The 19,636-nt window shown below is 53.5% G+C and carries 18 protein-coding genes; 9 read left to right on the forward strand and 9 right to left on the reverse strand.

Annotation, left to right across the window (positions count from 1 at the left end):
- The first annotated feature begins 391 nt into the window (after positions 1-391).
- Complete coding sequence (locus tag K3556_RS15900) at positions 392-1,765, forward strand: O-antigen ligase family protein (RefSeq protein WP_260519391.1); 1,374 nt, start codon at positions 392-394, stop codon at positions 1,763-1,765.
- Here the strand turns inward: K3556_RS15900 and K3556_RS15905 are convergent.
- From K3556_RS15905 to K3556_RS15920, 4 genes are read right to left on the reverse strand one after another with little or no spacing between them, the layout of a single operon-like run.
- Positions 1,752-2,432 carry a polysaccharide deacetylase family protein gene (locus K3556_RS15905; RefSeq protein WP_260519392.1) on the reverse strand — a complete coding sequence of 227 codons (681 nt, stop codon included), beginning with the start codon at positions 2,430-2,432 and terminating at the stop codon, positions 1,752-1,754. The genes K3556_RS15900 and K3556_RS15905 overlap by 14 nt on opposite strands.
- A complete protein-coding gene (locus tag K3556_RS15910) occupies positions 2,429-3,481 on the reverse strand; it encodes a lipid II:glycine glycyltransferase FemX (protein WP_260519393.1) in 1,053 nt (350 codons plus the stop codon). Before K3556_RS15910 ends, K3556_RS15905 begins: the two co-directional genes overlap by 4 nt.
- A 40-nt stretch (positions 3,482-3,521) precedes the next feature.
- The gene (locus tag K3556_RS15915) at positions 3,522-4,736 is read right to left on the reverse strand and encodes a GNAT family N-acetyltransferase (RefSeq protein WP_260519394.1); all 1,215 of its coding nucleotides are present in this window, start codon (positions 4,734-4,736) and stop codon (positions 3,522-3,524) included.
- Entirely contained in the window at positions 4,733-5,701 is a 969-nt protein-coding gene (locus K3556_RS15920) for a glycosyltransferase family 2 protein (protein WP_260519395.1), read from the reverse strand. Before K3556_RS15920 ends, K3556_RS15915 begins: the two co-directional genes overlap by 4 nt.
- A 172-nt stretch (positions 5,702-5,873) precedes the next feature.
- On the opposite strand from K3556_RS15920, the gene K3556_RS15925 reads away from it, so the two are divergent.
- Both K3556_RS15925 and K3556_RS15930 read left to right on the forward strand, forming a co-directional pair.
- A complete protein-coding gene (locus tag K3556_RS15925; protein WP_260519396.1) occupies positions 5,874-6,872 on the forward strand; it encodes a sulfotransferase in 999 nt (332 codons plus the stop codon).
- 12 nt (positions 6,873-6,884) lie between these two features.
- Positions 6,885-8,081, forward strand: a complete 1,197-nt coding sequence (locus K3556_RS15930; RefSeq protein WP_260519397.1) for a DegT/DnrJ/EryC1/StrS family aminotransferase — start codon at positions 6,885-6,887, stop codon at positions 8,079-8,081.
- A 35-nt stretch (positions 8,082-8,116) separates the two neighbouring features.
- On the opposite strand, the gene K3556_RS15935 is transcribed toward K3556_RS15930, so the two are convergent.
- The 4 genes from K3556_RS15935 to K3556_RS15950 form a co-directional block, all read right to left on the reverse strand.
- Positions 8,117-9,634 (reverse strand): oligosaccharide flippase family protein, encoded by a 1,518-nt coding sequence (locus K3556_RS15935; RefSeq protein ID WP_260519398.1) that lies wholly within the window; start codon positions 9,632-9,634, stop codon positions 8,117-8,119.
- 197 nt (positions 9,635-9,831) lie between these two features.
- Positions 9,832-11,226, reverse strand: a complete 1,395-nt coding sequence (locus K3556_RS15940; protein ID WP_260519399.1) for a hypothetical protein — start codon at positions 11,224-11,226, stop codon at positions 9,832-9,834.
- Between the two features lie 26 nt (positions 11,227-11,252).
- Entirely contained in the window at positions 11,253-11,855 is a 603-nt protein-coding gene (locus tag K3556_RS15945; protein WP_260519400.1) for a polysaccharide biosynthesis/export family protein, read from the reverse strand.
- Positions 11,856-12,188: 333 nt separating this feature from the next.
- Positions 12,189-12,878, reverse strand: a complete 690-nt coding sequence (locus K3556_RS15950) for a sugar transferase (protein WP_260519401.1) — start codon at positions 12,876-12,878, stop codon at positions 12,189-12,191.
- A gap of 528 nt (positions 12,879-13,406) precedes the next feature.
- Here K3556_RS15950 and K3556_RS15955 point away from each other — a divergent pair.
- The 4 genes from K3556_RS15955 to K3556_RS15970 all read left to right on the forward strand — a co-directional run bounded on the left by K3556_RS15955 (position 13,407) and on the right by K3556_RS15970 (position 17,705).
- The gene (locus tag K3556_RS15955; RefSeq protein ID WP_260519402.1) at positions 13,407-14,345 is read left to right on the forward strand and encodes an ExeA family protein; all 939 of its coding nucleotides are present in this window, start codon (positions 13,407-13,409) and stop codon (positions 14,343-14,345) included.
- Between the two features lie 159 nt (positions 14,346-14,504).
- Positions 14,505-15,992 carry a lipopolysaccharide biosynthesis gene (locus K3556_RS15960; RefSeq protein ID WP_260519403.1) on the forward strand — a complete coding sequence of 496 codons (1,488 nt, stop codon included), beginning with the start codon at positions 14,505-14,507 and terminating at the stop codon, positions 15,990-15,992.
- Between the two features lie 41 nt (positions 15,993-16,033).
- Positions 16,034-16,852 (forward strand): CpsD/CapB family tyrosine-protein kinase, encoded by an 819-nt coding sequence (locus tag K3556_RS15965; RefSeq protein ID WP_260519404.1) that lies wholly within the window; start codon positions 16,034-16,036, stop codon positions 16,850-16,852.
- Positions 16,839-17,705, forward strand: coding sequence for a glycosyltransferase family 2 protein (locus tag K3556_RS15970; RefSeq protein ID WP_260519405.1), 867 nt, complete (start codon positions 16,839-16,841; stop codon positions 17,703-17,705). Before K3556_RS15965 ends, K3556_RS15970 begins: the two co-directional genes overlap by 14 nt.
- On the opposite strand, the gene K3556_RS15975 is transcribed toward K3556_RS15970, so the two are convergent.
- A complete protein-coding gene (locus K3556_RS15975) occupies positions 17,702-18,367 on the reverse strand; it encodes a rhomboid family intramembrane serine protease (protein WP_260519406.1) in 666 nt (221 codons plus the stop codon). The genes K3556_RS15970 and K3556_RS15975 overlap by 4 nt on opposite strands.
- 136 nt (positions 18,368-18,503) lie before the next feature.
- On the opposite strand from K3556_RS15975, the gene K3556_RS15980 reads away from it, so the two are divergent.
- Together K3556_RS15980 and K3556_RS15985 are read left to right on the forward strand one after the other, a co-directional pair.
- A complete protein-coding gene (locus K3556_RS15980; protein WP_260519407.1) occupies positions 18,504-18,977 on the forward strand; it encodes a UDP-N-acetylglucosamine--LPS N-acetylglucosamine transferase in 474 nt (157 codons plus the stop codon).
- Between the two features lie 47 nt (positions 18,978-19,024).
- Entirely contained in the window at positions 19,025-19,450 is a 426-nt protein-coding gene (locus K3556_RS15985; protein WP_260519408.1) for a glycosyltransferase, read from the forward strand.
- Positions 19,451-19,636 lie beyond the last annotated feature (186 nt).

Below are 19,636 nucleotides of genomic sequence, written 5' to 3' on the forward strand. Positions count from 1 at the left end.
CCAGATTTTTTTAGGTATCAAAACCGGGGCACTGTCATTGAAACCGTCATGCTTGGACCTGCCAAGCTTGAACTGCACGCGCCGACCAAACGAACGCAAACGTTTGATTTGATCAACGATCGCAAAAATGGCGATCCTAGTTTGGGTTGGCAATTTGATGTCCTTCTAGAGTAATGTGGCTGATCTTATCGCAATCTTGGTGTTTTCGCCAGAATGGTTCTGGCTGGTCATCGGAGTATTCGACCAAGTTCGGTTTATTGTCGTGAAACGGGCTTTTTTTTTCTAACCTGTGCCTACAAGATGCAGGAATGGGCGGGATACGGTCTGGAATCAGTCCAATCTAATTTTGATTGCCACAAAGGACGAGCGGCGCAGCTAACATTAGAGAGTTATGGCACGAACGATAGACACAATTCAGCCTGACAAGGCCGAGGCCTCGGTGAAGACCGCAGACAGGGTGCTGATTGCCTTGTTGGTCTTCTCGTTTGTGATGCCGTTCTATTTCTTTTTCGGCGAACTTCGGCTGAGTATCTATCGCATCTATCTCTTGGTTTTTGCTGGTCCGATCTTCTATCGCTGGATCAAAGGGGATGCCGGAAGAATTCGCGCGATCGACGTTTATGTAATACTGGCGTCATTCTGGGTCGTGTTGTCGCTTATGGTCGTTCACGGTGCCGAAAAGGCAGAATTTGCCGGAATAACTGCCATCGAAACGCTGATCCCCTATTTGACGGCGCGGGTGCTTATCCGGAGTTATGCAGCCTTCAAGACCTTCGTGTGGTGGCATTTCGTGGCCATCATGATCTTGTTGCCCTTTGCCATCTACGAATCCGTGACAAACAAGGCCATCCTTATTGATTCATTTCGCGGAATTTTCAGCGTCTACGTAAATGCCAATCATGAACCGCGGCTTGGATTGTATCGTGCGCAAGCGTCGATGCCACATCCAATCCTGTTCGGGGTATTTGCTACGCCAGCTTTTGCTTTGTCGTGGTATGTACTTGGAAATGAAGGATCTTTTTTCAAGAAATTCTCGCGCCCCGTGATCGCGGGTGCGAACGTTTTCACGTCACTGTCGTCAGCGGCGTTTCTTGGGATCGTATTGCAGATTATCCTGATGGCGTGGGACAGGGTACTGATCTCGGTCAAAAGTCGCTGGGTGATTTTTGGCGTGATTTTTGGCACCTTGTACACCGTGCTCGAACTGTCGTCGAACCGCAATGCGTTTCAGATTATTGCAAGTGAACTTTCGTTTTCATCAGGAACCGCTTATAATCGGATCCTGATTTTCAACCATGCAGTGGACGACATCGCGCGCAATCCGATATTCGGAATCGGGCTGAATGACTGGACGCGGCCATATTGGATGAAGCCCAGTATCGACAACTTTTGGCTTGTGCACACGATCCGGCACGGATTGCCAATGTTGGCCTTCATGTCTTTGGCGATCCTGACGCTCTTCGTGCAATTGGTCATGAAACCATTGTCGGGAAAGCACGCGGATGCGCGCACCGGGTTTCTGATCGTGCTGGCCAGTCTGATCTTGTGTGCTTCAACTGTTCACCTGTGGGACGCGACTTACTGTTTGCTTATGTTCTTACTGGGTGCCGCTGTATGGATGTTGGATTACGACCCGGCCGAGGAAACGACGTTCGAAAGCACTCCCGCCGACCAATCCGGTATCCGTACACAAATGCGATATACGCGTTTCGGCAAGAAACCGATGGATCAAGACAGCGCTTACGCCCGATTCAATCGGTCCTGAACAGCCGTTTTCGCGCCATTCCAATGGACCTGCGCAGTTTCTTTGCCAGGGGCATGACGGCGTTCAAGGCATCGGAGAGTTCAGATGCGCTCATATTGCCGCGCAGCGAAGTGCGCGCTTTGATAAAGCCGTCGGACCCCATGTGCCCGCCATCGCTGGTCCATATCGTCTGATACCCAGCAGATTTCAGCGCTGCGATGACCCGTCTGTCATATCGACCAAAGGGGATACCCGCTTCCGTAATCGGTTGACCGCAAATGGTTTCCAATTGTGTGCGAGAGGCAACAAGCTCTTTGTTCAACTCGGCATCAGACAAACTGGGCCAGGCGACATGGTCGATGCCATGGCTGCCAATCTTCATCCCCGCGTCAATCAGCTTGCGCAGATCTTGGCTACCGAGTGACCCTGGTTGGTCCAGGCGACCCGTCAGGACAAAGAACCTCGCGGTCAAACCCCGATCCAGCAGGGCTGGTAGCGCGATGGAAATGTCGGACCGGTTCCCGTCATCGAAGGTAATGAAATACTCCGTCGTGCTGGGCGCGTGGGCAACATGATCCAGAACACGTTCAAACTGTGGGACCGAGACCCAATACGGGACTTCGTCGTCTTCCAGCATCCGTTCGGGTGTGCCAATACCGTGAAAGTTCAGGCAGATTGCAGTATTCATCGCTTACCTTTCAATTTGGAATAGGCGTGCTCGGCCAACAGGATCAATCCCGTGCTCAAACCGCCCGGCCGATACTCGAACGGGCCTGGTGCAACAACGTCCACCCCGCCTGTGCGCAACTTAAACCGGGTGACTTCTGGGTTCGAAGTCGGGTCGATGCCCCCAAGATCGAGCCACCGCACCCCTTTGCGCTTGCATGCAAGAACGGCCTGCCACATCAAAAAATAGCCAGCATTCAACTGGCGCCCGCGATGTGTCGTGGCCCCGAAAAGATAGACCGCGTTCGTCCCTGTCAACCCGATAGTCATGCCCGCAACATCATCATCGCCAACCCGCGCGATCAGCACGTCATGCTGAAAATCAGGTCCCGTAAGATCATAGTAGAAATCAGGCGGAATATCTGGCTGGAACCCCTTTACAGACTGAACTTCACGGTACATCCGGTCGAACCGAGCACTTTCCTGGATCAGGGGCGCTGTGTGCAATGTGCAGTCGCTCTTCATCGCCTTGCGCAGAAGGTTGCGCCATTTGCCGTGAAGTTGGCGCATCAGCATGTCTTCATCGGCGGAGCAGTCGACAATCACACTGCGATATGAATGTGCGCGGGCTGTGTGGGTGTATCCCAACGTGCTGGCATGTTCCGCGATTGCCTCACCCATGTCGGGAGCAACAACAGGGAAACGGAGTCGGAGAACATGCCCGGTTTTGTCGAAATGGCGCGTCAAGGATTCCAGAATTTCATGAACACGGCACGCCGTCACAGCTGGCTCGCCTTGGCGGTATATCATCGGACCGGCGGGGGCCCATGCGATCCCCTTGCCCAGACCAGGGATGGTCTTGAGACGGAAACCGACGGCAGCAACCAGGTTTCCTGTCCTGTTGTACACGCCAAGATACAATGCCACGGCGCCAACCCGGTCAACCGCAGCTTGGCTGTATGTCAGGCTTTGCTCGAAACTGAGATCGCTGAATTGCGCACAGATGTCGGGCCACTTCCCGGGCGCGATTTCGGCGATGGTCAAGCCGCCTGTCTGTTCATCTGTGTTCATGACAATTTCATTCATCGCTTCGATACCCGGAAAGCTCTGCTCAGACCCGCGTACGGATCCAACTGTTCCATAGACCTCCCACGTGGAGCCCTTTGCGACGTAGCCAGGGGGCGGCTTTATTGTACCATATCCGATAGTACAGAAAGTTCAGGGCTTCGCCATAACGACGCAGTGCGTTCATCTTGAACCGTCCGATCATGGTTGGACGTGAGACTAGAAACCGGTGCATTTCGACTGTTTCGCCTTTTAAGCTGGCCTTGTAGTCATATTCTCCCGCCCCGCTGTCAATGATGTCGATCCCATCGTTGATCAGATTCTCGATCCGCTCGAACTGTGCATGCAGACCAATATCAAGCCGAAGCTCTGACCAGTCATTGTTGCGAGAAGGCACTAAAGCGTGACAGCTTTTTCCCGCCGCGAAGCAGAAAAGGCCTGTCACTATCTCTTGATCGGGTGTCTGTTGAACATACAGGCGTACACCAGCCCGATCCGTGCCGCTTTCACTCAGATCGGCATAGAAATCGTGGCTGCCGCGCCAATCCGCAAAGTGACCAAGTTTGCCTTTCGCTTGCCATTGCGCTTCGTGGGCGCTGGTGAATTTCCCGAGCATCTTCCGCGTGCTGCGCCCGTTGAAGATCCGCGTGCTGACATTATGGTCGTCTTCCAGCACACGCTTTGTCTTGCGATACTTGTTGCGACGATTGCGTGACAGTGTTTTCAGATAGTCCTCAAAGCTGCTGGGCAGCCGTATGATCGTGTGGTTTCGCGCTTTGCTGTCCGGGTTCAAGCTGGCTATCGCATTCGAATCGAGCGTGGCCCGAACACGGTCTGCCAGATTAAATGCGTTCGATATCGGGGCTAGGCTTACGCAATCACATCGGTGATGTTCGAAGAACTGGTCAACGATCTGGTCAAGCATCGCCCTTTCATGTTCCGCAAGTATCGGCAGGCGCATGACGCCAAAGAGAGGGTGCGGTCCTGCCAACTGAGCAACCTTCACCGGCAACCCGAAAGGATAGATTGTGTCGATCACGAAGGGCAGCACACCAACCAGGCCGTCACCCCAAAAGGCGCAGCCCGCAATGGCATGCCGATTTTTGGCAAAGTGGCGCACCCAACGCTCGACCCAGGCCGGAGTAAACCACATATCCGAACCTGTAGTGGTCGCCAGGTGATGCCAGTCATCCAGGGAACTCGCGCTTGTCTGATGCAGATCGACCCAAGTGATCGACAGGTCGGTTGCTGTCCCACTCATGCCGGTTCAGTTCCTGTCAGGTGATATCTTATCGACGCGCCGGCAAGGCGCACACGTGCCTGATACTCAGTATTCCGGCCAAGAACCCCCAGAAGGCCGAAAACGGTCCCGCGCAGGGCAGCGCTGGTTACGAAAATACATCGTGTCACCAGGACGCCAAGTTTTCCATGATGCTTCTGAACATAGATCATTTTGCTTTTTTGCATTTGCACGAACATGCGGGACTTGATCTGCGAGGTGCTTTTTGACCCGCCGTCAAGATGCAGGATCCTGGCGACGGGTGCGAACACGCAACGCCATCCCGCGTCGCGGATGCGTCTGCACCAATCTGCCTCTTCGCTATAGACAAAATACGCTTCGTCAAGCAGGCCGACTTTCTCGAATACGGGCCTTGGCACCAACATGAACATCCCGGATACGACGTCCACATCCCGTTCGCTGCGTCTGTCCCAGAGCCGGTATTCCGGAACGGCAAATCTTTTGACCCGCGGCGCCCATTTTTGCAAGCCAAATTCAACGATGGCTAGGTTGATAGGCGAGGGTTCTGCGAAGCTCGTTCTCTGGATTGTTTCCTCATCCTGATAGACCTGACAGCCGACACAACCCACGTCGGGATGATCTTCCAGCCATGCGCACATCGTGTCAATGGCGTGATCCAGGACGATGGTATCCGGGTTCAGCAGCAACAGCTTCTCGCCACGGGCAATGACCAATCCCTGATTGTTGGCCGCGGCAAACCCCTTGTTGGTTTTGTTAGCGATCAAGGTAACGTCTGGATGCTGCGCGCGCACCATGTCTGCTGAACCATCAGACGAGGCATTGTCGACCACGATCACCTCGTGTAGCAACGTCGTTTGCGCGGCGATCGACGCCAGACAATCGTGCAGAATGTCACGTGTGTTCCAGTTTACGATAACAATCGACACAGCAGGGACGTCCTGCGCTGGATTGTGAAGCGATTTCATGACAAATTCTGTCCTAGGTATTGAAAATTAAAAATGACTTGGTCCGATTAGTGGAACATGAACTTTGAAAGTAATCTACAGTAGCACATTACAAATGTCCGATGTGACGACAAGTTTGCAGCCGTGTTCAGTGACGTCAAGGTTGCTTGCCGGAAACAGAGAGTGAACGGGGATGGAGATCGAATGTCTGAACAGCTTGACCGCTGGGCAAGCTCGGGACTGGGCCGCATTTTTGAAGTCAGCTGCGCATCAGCATCCACGTCAGGATATTCGCTTTGCGCATGTTGAACGCGCTTTGGAATGGGTGTGGGGCAGCAAAACGCCGTCGGTTTGTTTCATTGTGGGACCCCCGCGATCAGGCACCTTGTTGCTGTATGAAATGGTCGTCACGCAATACAGCTGCGGATACTTGTCCAATTTTGCCAAGCGGATGTATCGCACGCCGGTGGTCGCCACATTCCTGTTGCGAAAAGCGATTCGGGATCGCAGCGGCGCTTTTGACAGCACATGGGGCGAGCTGGATGGGAATGCAGCCCCCAGCGAAGCCGGTCGGATTTGGTGTTTCTGGATGGCCTACGCCGCCCCGTATCACCAGAACGCACGGGGTATGCCAAGCGGTCGAATACGTCGCAAAATGCCGGCAATCGTGCATATTCTGGGCGGGTCGGTCATCATCAAGAATCCGATCCTGCAAGCTGACATACCGCAGCTTCTGCACTTGTTCCTAGAGGCAATTTTCCTGCATATCGACCGCGATTTTGCGAATAACGCAAGGTCGCTGAAGCGCTTGCGCGAGGTGCGGGAGGGCGAAGATGAAGCTGGTTGGGTATCCTTGCGTCCGTCCGGGTGGGAACGCTTTACCAAGGCCGATCCAATGACGCAATCCTGTGCGCAGGTTGTGCTGAGCCATCAGGATATCGAAACAGAACTTTCCGAGCAACGTAGCACTCAGCGCGTTCTGCGTATCGCTTATGAGGATCTATGCGCGGCACCCAATGACACGCTGTCCGAGTTCGAGCGCTTTGCCCGCGCGAACGGTGTTGCCCTCATGCGAAAGTGTGGCGCAGCTTCGCCCAAAGGCCTGACGCCGCGTCATCAGCCCATGGATGAAACGCAGCGCCAGATTGAATTCTGTCTCAGAAAATTGCGTGCGGAAATTAAACCCGCCTGATGGAGTCCCCATATGACAAGCCTGCACGGCCCAAGCACCGACAGTGATCTCTATTGCGGCGCGCCTGCGCTGTCCGTTCGGTCGCTTCTCAGCCGTGATCCGGCCGGCGGAATAGATGAGCTGTTTCACGGGCGCCGCGCTTTCATGTCTTATAATACACGGGTGGCCATTCACGCAGGTGTGCAGATGCTTGGACTGCGCCCGGGCGACGAGGTGTTGGCCCCTGCGTATAACTGCGGATCTGAGATTGATCCGCTGACCGCGCTTGATCTGAAGGTGAACTTGTATTCAGTCGGTCCGGACCTAGCCGCCGACCCTGATCGGATTGAGCCCTTGATTTCCAACAAAACGCGCGCGATCTACGTCACTCACTATTTCGGAGAGCTCCAACCCCATATGGGTGCCTTGCGCCAGTTGTGTGACCGCTACAATCTGCGGCTGATCGAAGATTGTGCCTTGAGCCTTCTGAGCGGAAGATCTCCGGTCGAGGGGCGGCACGGGGACATTGCTGTGTTCTGTTTCCACAAGTTCATTCCAAGTCCGCAGGGCGGTGTACTGGTCGTCAACGCGACAGATCTGCATCTGTATGATCCGTTCAGGGTAAAAGTACCGCTGGCAGTGCTATTCAAATCCGTGGCCCGAACTGCCGCGATTTCGATATTGCGGCCTGCCAGGTTTGATCGCACGATGCGAAAACGCCGATTGGCGCGGGCAACCGGACCGAAGAAACAAGCGGGGCAGGGCAGTTTATCGGACATTCCTAGTCATTACTATTTTGATCCCAAGCTCGCGGGGTGTGGGCTGGACAGGCTGACCGCGCGCGCCGTGAGATCGGTATCTGTGGAAGATGTCATCGCTGCGCGTCGTCGTAACTGGCTCGTGCTGGCGTCGTGCATCGACGGCGTACAAGGTGCCACACCGGTGCTGCCACAGATCGCGGATACGACATGCCCTCAAAATTTTCCCGTTTATGTTCAAGACCGCGATGAGGTCGCACGCCGGCTTCAGGCGCACGGGATCGCGGCGACACCTTGGTGGGCCGGATACAACCGCAATCTGGATTGGAGCGGTCAGCGCGAAGCCATTGCGTTGAAGGAATCGATCCTGGGGTTGCCGGTTCATCAGCTCTTGACGCCAGATCATCAACGCCATATCGCCCGGACCTTGCAGGAAGTCCTTTGGATTGTCTCTAGCGAACACGGAAGTTAGAACCCACGTGGTCGCGGCAGGCCAAGCCGGGTATCTCAGGCCTCTTTGCGTTTCAGTTTTCTCCGCAGCCGACCCACAAGCGCAAACAACAGTGTTTCAAAACCCTCGGGCCGACCAACCATCGCCCAAAGCGCAATATGCAAGCTGACATATGTGACAATACCAATGGCGATTTGCAGGATGATTGCTATCAGCGGGTGAATATCCGGCCAATATGTCCCCGCGAGTGCATTCAGACCAATAATAACTCCAGCCATTGCCGCACAGGACAGAAAACTGCGCCAGGCGACAAGAAGCGGGTCTAGAAACCCGCCAGTTCCATAGCCTTTCGCAAGTAAAAGTGTGATCAGCAAAGCGGCCACGCTGCAAAGGGCGGCGGCCACGAGAGCGCCATAAAACCCGTATTTGACGCCATAAGTCATCAGAAACGCCGAGAGAACCATCAGCAACAAGCTGCGGAAGAACAAACGACGCACGGACCCGTCCACCAATGACGCGGCCTTCACATTGGCCTGAAGCGCCTGCAAAGCCTTGAGCGGTGCCAGAATCCAGATCACATGGGCCGACATGCGCCATTTTTCACCCAGTGCATAAACAATCGTGTCTTCCGCGATAAGGGCGGCGCCAACGGCCAGCGGCAGAACCAGTGCCAGAGTCAGAGCATTCAACATGACAAATGCGCGTTCTTTTTGGCCCGCGGATCTCGAAATATCAGCCAATCCCGGATAGACCACGCGCTGAACCGGGGCAAAGAACTGCGTGGTGGCAATGCTGGTAACTCGACTGCCTAGTCGGAATATCCCGGCGTCCGCAAGGCTCAGTTGTGCACCGATGAACAAGAGCGGTATCTTGCTGGCAACCACCAGGAACATCTGCGCCCCCATCGCCCAAAGGGAAAACACGAGGCTGTCGCGCCAACGAGCTAAGGAAAGCCTTGGCAAATGGGGCGCAGCGACATAGGTGTAAGCATTGTGGACTATTGTGGTGATGAATCCCGCGATGATGAGCGACCAGAAGGTCGGCCACATCCAAACCAGAACAATGGCCGCGATCGAATACACGATGCGGCTGATTGTTTCTTCGATAACGGCATAAGAAAACTTCAGATCACGTTCGTATGTGACGATCTTGGGGTTTCGAGTACCGATCAGAAAAGAGTAAGCGGCCACGGCCGGAAGGATACTCGAAAGCTCGCCCAGGTCGAAAAAGACCAGGATCGGTCCGAAGAACCAGGCGATGACAGCTCCCACCAGCCCCAGCAGGAACTGTATGGTAAAAATCGTGTGGATATGGTCTGGCGTGACGGATTCCAGCCGGATCAGCGCCATGGAAACCTGGCGTTGCAAGACCTCGAAGATCGTTGTGAATACCAGGAAATAAGCAATGATCCCAAAGTCTGTCGGGGTCAGCAATCTGGCGGTGACGCCCAGCGATACTATTCCAATGCCCTGCCGGAACAACGAGGACGCGAACAGTGAAGCTGCCCCCACTGCAAGCGATGAACCGCGGTGGCGATCAGGCTTTTTTTGATTTGGTTCGGCGTTCGTAGTCAAACCTGTTTCCTTCAAAATTCAAGAAATATGCGCGCGTCGCGTGACAAATGCCAGAACACTTGATCAGCCAACAGGAAAAGAAAAGGGGAATAAACGAAGCGTGAAACCAAGGTCATGGCATGCTTTCGCATTTTATATGGGGCTTCTTGGACATGCAAACATCCGGATCAGATTATTCGGGCACCGCCGATCGGGGTTCACCTGACCGAGAACTCGCGGCTCAACGTCAGGAAAAGCTCGTTTGACTCACGATCCGGCTCCCCGGTTTCTGAGCGGCGGCGGTATTCATAGCCCGTTGACAAACCCCAATCCGGCGTCAGATCGTAATTGTAGGTTGCGTTGACCCCCGACACCTTGGTGGTGTCGACGCTGCCAATCTCGCTGATTTCGGCATAATCCAAACCAATTGAGAGTGAGGAGGTCCGTGTCAGGTCCATCGCATAATCCAACGAGGCCCGCGTAGAGAGATTTTCAACGCCTTCATCAGTACTGCGGACGCTGCGATCGATCGAGGCTGTGATCGTGCCCCTTGGCAGTTCATGCGTAATGCCGAGATTGCCAACCCAATTCACCACGTCTGTTTCACCCTTGGTTACTCCGACACCGATGATGAACTCTCCGTTTGGGCGTTCAAATCTGCTGGTTACGTCAAGGGTGTTTCGACGACCAGACGTCGCAAGTGCGCTGGTAATTCCTGCACTGACATTGCCGGTGGGGAAATCGCGCGACAACCGGAACGACCCTGTAATTCCGTCGATAGATGTCGTTGAAGAGGTGGTCGTGTTTTCTTCGATCTTCCGATAGCCAAGGTTTAGAGTCGCGATGGTAATCGCGTCTATTTCATAGGTCAGGCTGCCTGAAGCACCGATCGTACGACGAGATCTTTGTTCAGGGTTATCCGCGTCATATTGTTCCCAGAATGCGGTCAGCCGGCTTTCAAGAACAGGCGAAAACTGCAATCTAACGAACGCTTCTGCGCTATTCGTTTCACTATCGTAGAGTGCGCCATCAGTCACATCTTGATAGTCTGCGCGACGATGCTCGAATGAAAGCCCATATCCAAGTGGATCAACCCGCCCGCTTTCAAAGCTTACCCGTCCACCATAGAGCACGCGTGCACCGCCTGATGAAATCAGATCCTGCTCATCGATGTCATCATCAGGGTCATCATCAATCAGCCGCAGCGGGTCAGAGAAATTCAGAGAGATTTTCCGGTAGCTTGCTTCGGCTTCCACTAAGCTGTTTGCGCTTTCCAGCCGATAAGACAAGACCGCTGACGGGTCGTCTATGTCGGTTGTCGCAGATCGTCCTGGCACCCAAGCGGTGCGGACGGTCGCGCCGATATCGAAGCTAAGGCGCGCATTTGGTGTTTCAGAGAGCGCGCCAAACGTCAGCCGATTGTCCCACAGCGTAGTGGTCCCGGGAGAAACTTCACGAAGCCCCAGATTGTCATTCGACCTTAGGCTGGAAGAAACACCGAAACTCAATGCCAGACCGCCGGGCGCAGATTCTTGGCTCGAGGCCGGCGTGAGGCCCGTTGCTATTACTGCTGTGCCTGTAAGTAGGGCGGTTAGTTTTGATTTTTTGCCCACTTTTTTACCTCTGGTTTGCCTTTACCTTACTCGAAAAGCTTCCGTTGGGGAATAATGATGACATCACCTGGCGCTAGCTGCGTATTGCCGCTGATGCTACCGGACCCACCGTTCGTGAAGTAGTTGTATAGATAGATTTTATTCTCGCGGCGCAATTGGATGCGCTTTCCGGCTGCAAAGCGGGTCAACCCACCGGCCTGTGCGATCGCCTGCAGAATTGTGATGCGGTTTACAGTTTCGATCTTTCCTGGGCTATTGATTTCGCCCGAGATGAAGATGTCATGTGTCGCTGGAGCAACCGCTGAACTTGGAACGACCGTCGCCAGTGATGCTACTGACACATAGACATTTGGCTTCGCCGCGAAATTCGAGGCCATTCCATTGGCCAGAGCGCTTGCGACCTGAGCCGTGGAAAGTCCCGAAGCCCGCAGTGTGCCGGAATATGGAAAGCTGATAGATCCATCGGGAAGAACCAAAACTGATCTGTTCAGGCTGTTGTCTTCAACAACCTCAACCTGCAACGTATCGCCTGGCTTAATCTTATATCCAGACTGCGCAGATGCTGCAGAGCTGAGTCCCACACATGCTGCGAACAGCACGGCAAAAAGAGTGATCAGAGTTCTAAGCATAGCTAGTCTCCCTACGCGTCAATCAATAGAACACTAAGATAACGCGACAGATTTTCTAATTGAAACTTTATTTGGTTGAGCGAGGTGATTTTCGAAAAATAAGCCTAAATGATGCCAACTTGCGACGTTTTTGCGAAGAACATCAGAGGTTTCGTAGGTGCAAATTGTGGATTCATCTTCGTTTCAGCGTTCTGTACGGTCCCGCAGTTCATTCATAGAGCGAGCGATTCTTTCTCAAGTCGACCGATGCTCTTACGATTTGCAGGGATTTAACAGTTTACCCCGCAGAACCTGACCGGTTCAGCGGGGATCAATGAGTGGAATAGCTAGTCGCTAGTGGCCGGTGCAGCGCAGTACGACTCCGACGGTTTTACCAAGAATTTCGATATCTTTTTTGAGAGTAAGATCATAGTAATACTTGGTGTCGAAGGTTGCACGCTGGGCAAATGTCGTCTCGTTGCGGTCAGATACCTGCCAAGGGCCAGTGATCCCAGGGCGCATGGCATAATAAGCAGCGCCAGGATACAGAGCTTTTTGATCTTCCATCATCGGGCGCGGACCCACGATTGACATGTCGCCGACCAGTACGTTCCACAGTTGCGGCAGTTCGTCCATTGACGACTTGCGCAGGAACTTCCCGATTTTGGTGATCCGCGGGTCATCTTTCAGCTTCTGAGTGCTGTCCCATTCGGCCCGAGCCTCAGGGTTGCTGGCCAGATACGCTTCCAGACGCTGGTCAGCATTGATGACCATCGAGCGAATTTTAACCATCTTATAGATACGACCGTCTTTACCGATGCGGCGTTGACGATAGAACGGCTTACCGCCGTCAAGAGCTGCTAATAGCAGCATGATACCGATAAGAGGTATGGCTATGGGCGCGGCAGCAACGACAAAAGCGATGTCAAACAGGCGCTTGAATTGATCGCGATAGCGACGGTTGGAAGATTTGGCAACGTAGTAATTTTGACGTTTGACCAGCTCGTTGCTGGAACTTGAAAAGTCTTTAAAATGCGTCGTCATTTTCCTTACACCTCAAATAATGCAGCAGCCTGACATGGGAAACCCACGAGATAAAATAATCTCTATGTCGTGCAGGCCTAGCAGCTTGCGAACCAGCCGTTCAGTCGAAAAATGACCAACGACTCTCCTTACCCCAGATGGACATTAACACATTATTGTCCAATTTGTAGCACAATTCCGCCCACCTCGCAGTCTTGCGCATTAAGTATTTGGAAACTTTTAGTTTTACAAGCATCCTAATGCCTCATTTGGCGGAAATATTGTTTCGCCTGAGCACATAATACGTAACGCGTGCCTTTTTTATTGATAATTACTTACGCGCATTTAGCAAAATTGGGCATATTTGCCCGACATCGATTCTTTTCTGCTGATCCAAGAAGATATTTCAAGTTCGGGTTGCAGGAAGAAGCACAACATCAAATTTGTAGCGCGTCCTGTTATATGCAAGAAACAGGCGCGCTTTGACATTATTTGGCCACACCATTGCTTTAGCCAATGGTAAATTAATTCGGGAAGCAAGATAGGAATATGAATTCCAACGAACTCTACACGGGGCATTTCGGGTTAACCGAACGACCGTTCACTTTGGTGCCGGACCCGAGCTTCCTGTTCTGGTCTAAGCAGCATAAGCGTGCCTACGCCGTTCTGGAATTCGGAGTGATGTCTAGAGCGCCGATTACCTTGATTACGGGTGAAATCGGATCCGGGAAGACGACCCTCATCCAAAAGCTGCTTAGCCAGATGGATGAAACTGTACGTGTCGGCTTGCTTTCAAACGTTCAGGGCGACCGGGGTGAGCTGCTGCAATGGGTCATGAATGCCCTGAACATCCCGTTCGAGCCATCGGAAAGCTATGTCACGCTGTTTCAGCGTTTTCAGGAAAGCATCGTCAAAGAATATGCAGAAGGACGCCGTGTCGTTCTGATCATCGACGAAGCGCAGAACCTCTCTACCGAAGGACTCGAGGAGATGCGTATGCTGACGAATATCAATGCCAACAAAGATGAATTGATACAGTTGATTCTTGTCGGACAACCGGAATTGAAGGGCATTGTGCAGAGCCCGCAGATGCGCCAGTTGGCACAGCGTGTGGCAGCAAGCTTTCATTTGGAAGGCATGGATGAATCCACGATGCGTGCCTATATCAAACACAGATTAAAAGTGGCTGGTGGCACGGGTCGGGAGATCACGCCGCTGGCCTGTGGCGAGATATTCAAAGCCACCAAAGGTATTCCACGGTTGGTTAATCAGTTGTGTGAGTTATCACTGCTTTATTCTTGGAGCGGTGAACGGGCGCGTGTCTCGGTAAATGCTGTTCGCAGCGTTCTGGAAGACGGGGTTTTCTTCGCCAGCAATTTAGCGGATGAGGAAACCGGCGACGAGCCAAAGTCGGACGATGACCTGACAAGGCCGTTGTTTCTTCGCCAGGGGCGGCGCGTGGACATTCCTAGCAAGAAAACAGGATAGAACAGGTGGCGTTTAGCGCCCTATATATATTACGTTAGCAAAAGGAATCTGATGCGCGCTTTTCAGATTCACGGCCATCGGAGTGAGGAATAACTGGCAATGGCTTCCGCAAATATCAATTATTACAGATCTATTTTTATTCGGCGGTTGCCATATTTTTTGGTTGTAGCGACCGTTATTGGTGCGGCGTCGGTCATTATGGCAATGAGCCTGCCGCCCGCCTTTGTCTCTCGTATGATTCTAATTGTGGAATCTCCGCAGATCCCGAATGACCTGGCCGCTTCGACGGCATCGACACCGGCACCAGAGCAGCTGCAGATTGTCGAACAGCGGCTTATGACACGTGCCAACCTGCTGGACATTGCCAACAAGACACAGGTGTTTGAAAATATCAACGCCATGACGCCGGATCGAATCGTGCAGGCGATGCGCGCCCGTACATCAATTCGCAGTTCTGGCCGACGCAGCGAAGCTGCCCTGATGACGATCGAATTTGAAGCCCTTTCGGGTCGCAAGGCTGCTGGTGTCTTGAACGAGTATCTTTCCCTGATTCAAACCGAAGACGTGCAGTCGCGTACCGGCCGGGCGACCCAGACGCTTGAGTTCTTCGATCAAGAGGTCAGCCGGCTGAATGAAGAACTGGCAGAGCGCAGCGCGGCGATCCTTCAATTCAAGACAGAAAACGTGAACGCCCTGCCCGAAAGTCTGGATTTCCGCTTGAACCAACGCAACATTCTACAGGAACGCCTAGCACAGTACGACCGCGAAGCCTCAGGTCTCGAGCAACAGCGCGAGCGCTTGTTGCGTGTCTTCGAGGAAACAGGTGATGTCGGCGGGTTTGGGGGGGCTGCCTCGTCGCCTGAACAACAGCGGCTCGACGCATTACGCAACCAATTGAACGATGCGCTTGCGGTGTATTCCGAGGAAAACCCGCGCATTTTGCTTCTGAAATCACGCATTGCCGTTGCGGAAGAGGCTGTACGCAACTTGCCAGACGCCAACGAAAACCTATCGGCCGAAACCACAGGCAACGCAATGCTAGATGTTCAGTTGGCCGAGATCGGCTCGCGTCTGAAGGTGATCGAACAACAGCGTGATGCGTCGGGCAAGCAGCTGGCGGATATGATCCAAACGATTGAACAGACACCGCGAAACGCCATCAAGCTGGACGAGCTGCAACTGGATTACCAGAACATCCAACTTCAGTATAATACTGCAGTCGATCGCTTGTCGCGCGCCAGTACCGGCGAGCGCATCGAGGTTTTGTCGCGTGGGCAACGTATCTCGGTCATTGATCCTCCGGCTGTTCCAAACCAACCCAGTAAGCCGAACCGTAAATTGATTGCGGCAGGCGGAACATTTGTCGGAATACTTGCAGGCTTGGCGCTGGTGTTTTTGCTTGAAATACTGAACCGCTCAATCCGTCGGCCCGAGGACTTGGTTTCAAGGCTGGGCGTTACGCCACTTGCGACCATTCCGTATATTACTGTGGTAGGAGAGAATTCGCGCCGCAGATCCCTGCGTATGATAAGTGTGTTTCTCATCGTGATCGGGGTGCCGGTGGCTGTTTATGCTGTGCATGTGCTTTACCAGCCGCTCGATTTGGTGGCGGAACGGCTTATGGATAAGATTGGAGTGCGCTGGTGATTTATAAAACTTCGGCATTCCTTGAAAAGGACTTGGTTTGAATGGAAAAACTTCAAGCTGCTATCGAGAAAGCGCGTGCGCAGCGCGAGAAGACTGAACCGCGCGCAGTCGAGCCCGAGAAACGTCAACCCCGAGGCGGTAAGCTTCCTGCGGGATGGGCCGAATTGAAACCAATCCACGTCTCGGAAAGCCATGCTCGCGACAACCGGTTGATCTCGGCACTGGGTGGCAAAGAGGCCGGGCCGTTCGATCTTTTGCGGACACGCATTCTGCAGCAGGCGGCCAATAACGATTGGAAACGCATCGCGCTTGTGTCGCCGCACAGTGAATGTGGCAAAACGACCACCGTCGCAAATCTGATTTTCAGCTTTGGGCGACAAGCAGACCTTCACACCGTCGTTCTGGATCTTGATCTTCGCCGGCAAGGATTGGCCAGAGTATTGGGCGTAAGCAGTTCCAATAACATGGGTGACGTGTTGAAAGGCGAAGTCGACTTTGTTGAACATGGCCGACGGTTCGGAGACAATGTTGCAATCGGTCTGAACAGCGGCAACATCGAGGGTGCGTCTGAAATTCTGCAAAGCCAAAAGGCAAAGTCTGTTCTGGACGATATTCAAAAAACTTTTCAGCCTGATTTGATGGTTTTTGATATGCCGCCCTTGATGGGAACGGACGACAATTTCGGTTTTCTTGGTAACGTCGATTGCGCCCTGCTTCTGGCCGAAGCCGAACGCACAACGGTCGAGCAGGTCGATATTGCCGAGCGGCAATTGTCTGAGCTGACCAACGTTATGGGCATTGTGCTGAACAAAAGCCATTTCATCGACGGGGCTTATGGATATGGATATGGCTACGCCTGACGCTGCCATCATCATTCCCCATTACAATGACCCAGAACGACTGGCGCGATGTCTGCAGGCGCTGCAGCGTAATGATCTGTCCGGGGTCGACATACTGGTTGTGGACAACAATTCGCCGCAACCCCTGACCGCGGAGCAGGCTCGATTCCCCGAGGTGCGGTTCGTGGTTGAAACCGAAAAAGGGGCTGCCGCCGCGCGCAATCGCGGCGTCGCGGAAACCAAAGCTCCGCTTCTATTCTTCATAGATGCCGATTGTGTGGCTGCAGATGACTGGGTCGCCAAGGCCCATGAGGCTGCGCCCACAGCCGATCTTATCGGAGGCCGGGTCGATGTGTTTGACGAAACCCCGCCACCGCGCAGTGGCGCCGAGGCATTCGAGGCGGTGTTTGCTTTCAACTTCCAAAACTACATTGAAGTGCAAGGATTTACCGGGTCCGGTAATCTTGTCACGACGCGCAAGGTGTTTGAGGATGTTGGCGGGTTTCGCGGTGGCGTTTCTGAGGATCTTGATTGGAGCACGCGTGCCGTGTCCAAGGGATACAAGCTGATCTATCGCGAGGATCTGGTGGTCAGCCACCCGTCGCGGTCCGATTGGGCAGCGCTGCGCCACAAGTGGTTGCGCCTGACGCAAGAGCTGTTTGGCGTTAATGGCAACACGCCGCGTGATCGCGTGAAATGGGCATTGCGCGCCTTTGCGATGCCTGTCAGCGCTATCGTTCACGCGCCCAAAGTTCTTGGCAGTGAAAAACTTAATGGGCCGGTTGAAAAGCTGCGCGGTTTGGGCACGCTATTTCGGCTGCGGTTTCAGCGTATGATCTGGATGCTGCAGCAGGCAGCCGGCCAGGAAATTTAACGGTCACTGGATCTTCTCGTCTGGCGAAACCTTTCGACCTTCGTCAGGCCTGAAGCCGACAACCATCCAGCGAGGAAACCACCAAGATGAGTTTCCCACGCCAAAAGCCCGCCCAAAAGCAACCACAGGATCAGGTTCAGAACGCCTAGTATCAGGATCGTTTTCAGAACTGGCCACTGATCCAGCCCTAACCGCCGCCGATCAGACCACCGCCAATACATGATCGCGCCCACCAACCCGAACAGTGCCCCTGATGCGCCGACCATGGGTCGGGCTGACAGGGTCAGAGCTCCGAACAGAAGCGCTCCGCCGATCGCAGAAAATAGATAGATCAAGATAAAACCTTGTATCCCGGCGCGGGCAACCGCCATACGCCCGATCAACCAAAGCGTCAGCATGTTGCCCAACAGATGGGCCATACCACCATGTAGGAAGGCATAGGTCAGAAACATCAGCCATGGCTGGGCCGCATAGTTTGGCCGCCAGTTGTGTAGAAGCCCCGCCCAGAACGCGCCATTTTGGTAGATCAACGGGCGCCACTGCTTTGTGCCTAGGAATCCCTGATCTGAGGCAAATAACACCACCTCAATCGCCACATTCAGGACGATCAGGCCAAGGATCAGGCCCTTGGCGGTTGGGGTAAGACGCGGGTTTGCGAGCATGGTGCAGAATTGCCTTCTTGCCAGGGGATGCACAAGGCGCAAATAGGTCTGTTTGCTGGTAGAGTGAGCGAGAGCTTGCTATTATTGCCGCTCCGTTAAATTATTTTAAAACGCCATTACCGCGGGTCCTACACATATGAAAACATATTCTTCCCCCGGAACTGCCCGTCGTATTCTAGCTGTGGCGTCTGCAGGTGGGCATTGGCATCAACTGGGGCAAGTCTGCGCACGGTTCGACCCCGATCATGTCACCTATGTGACAACTATGGACGGGTTGCCGCAAAAATCCGGGTTCAAGCGATTTTCCCTAGTGCAGGATTGCAATAAAAACGCGCCGCTCAAAGCTTTGCTGTGCACTGTTCAAATGGCGGGTGTGTTGATGCGAACCCGCCCGGATGTCATCATCACCACCGGCGCCTTGCCCGGCGTAATTGCGCTTGTGCTGGGGTGGATGTTCCGCCGTCGGACCATTTGGGTCGACAGCATTGCCAATGCGGAAGAAGCGTCGTCCGCGGGCAAACTGGCAAAACGGTTTGCCACGCTGTGGCTGTCGCAATGGGAAAGCGTGGCGAAGGCAGAAGGTGGCAGGTACGAGGGGTCTGTTTTATGATTTTCGTCACTGTCGGTACACAATTGCAGTTTGAACGCTTGGTTTCCATGATAGACGACCTGGCTGGCGAACTGTCGCTGGATGTGTTCGCCCAAACAGCTGACCCAGCAACGGACTATACACATATCAAGCACGCCCCGTTTCTGACGCCGGATGAGTATGATGATCTCATTTCACGGGCAACTGTTTTGGTGGGGCACGCCGGGATCGGTACAATTCTGACTGCGAAGAAGGTGGAAAAACCAGTAATCGTTATGCCGCGCATGGCGTCGCTGGGCGAACATCGCAACGAACATCAACTGGCCACCGTGCGCCATTTAGATGGACATGAAGGTGTATATATCGCCCGTGACCGTGCGCAGCTAGCGGCGTTGTTGCAAATGTCCGACCTTGCTCCAGCGCGGTTCAGCGAAACCCCCGAAAAAACGCGGTTGCAGAACTATCTGCATGATTTCGTATATGAGACATCGTAAACGCACGTTGAGCTGCGAGTTGTGAATCCAATCTCGTGCAAGTGATCGTTCGGGTTTCTGACATACACATTAGATGTCATTGCTATTTATCGTATTTTCCTGATCTGCCTAGACTTTAGCACTCAGCGAATAAACAGTGCCGCCTAAGATCGACGATTGTTCACACAACGGATTATTCACGTGTGT

Origin of the sequence: Aliiroseovarius sp. M344, assembly GCF_025140835.1 — a bacterium.
Classification (GTDB): domain Bacteria; phylum Pseudomonadota; class Alphaproteobacteria; order Rhodobacterales; family Rhodobacteraceae; genus Aliiroseovarius.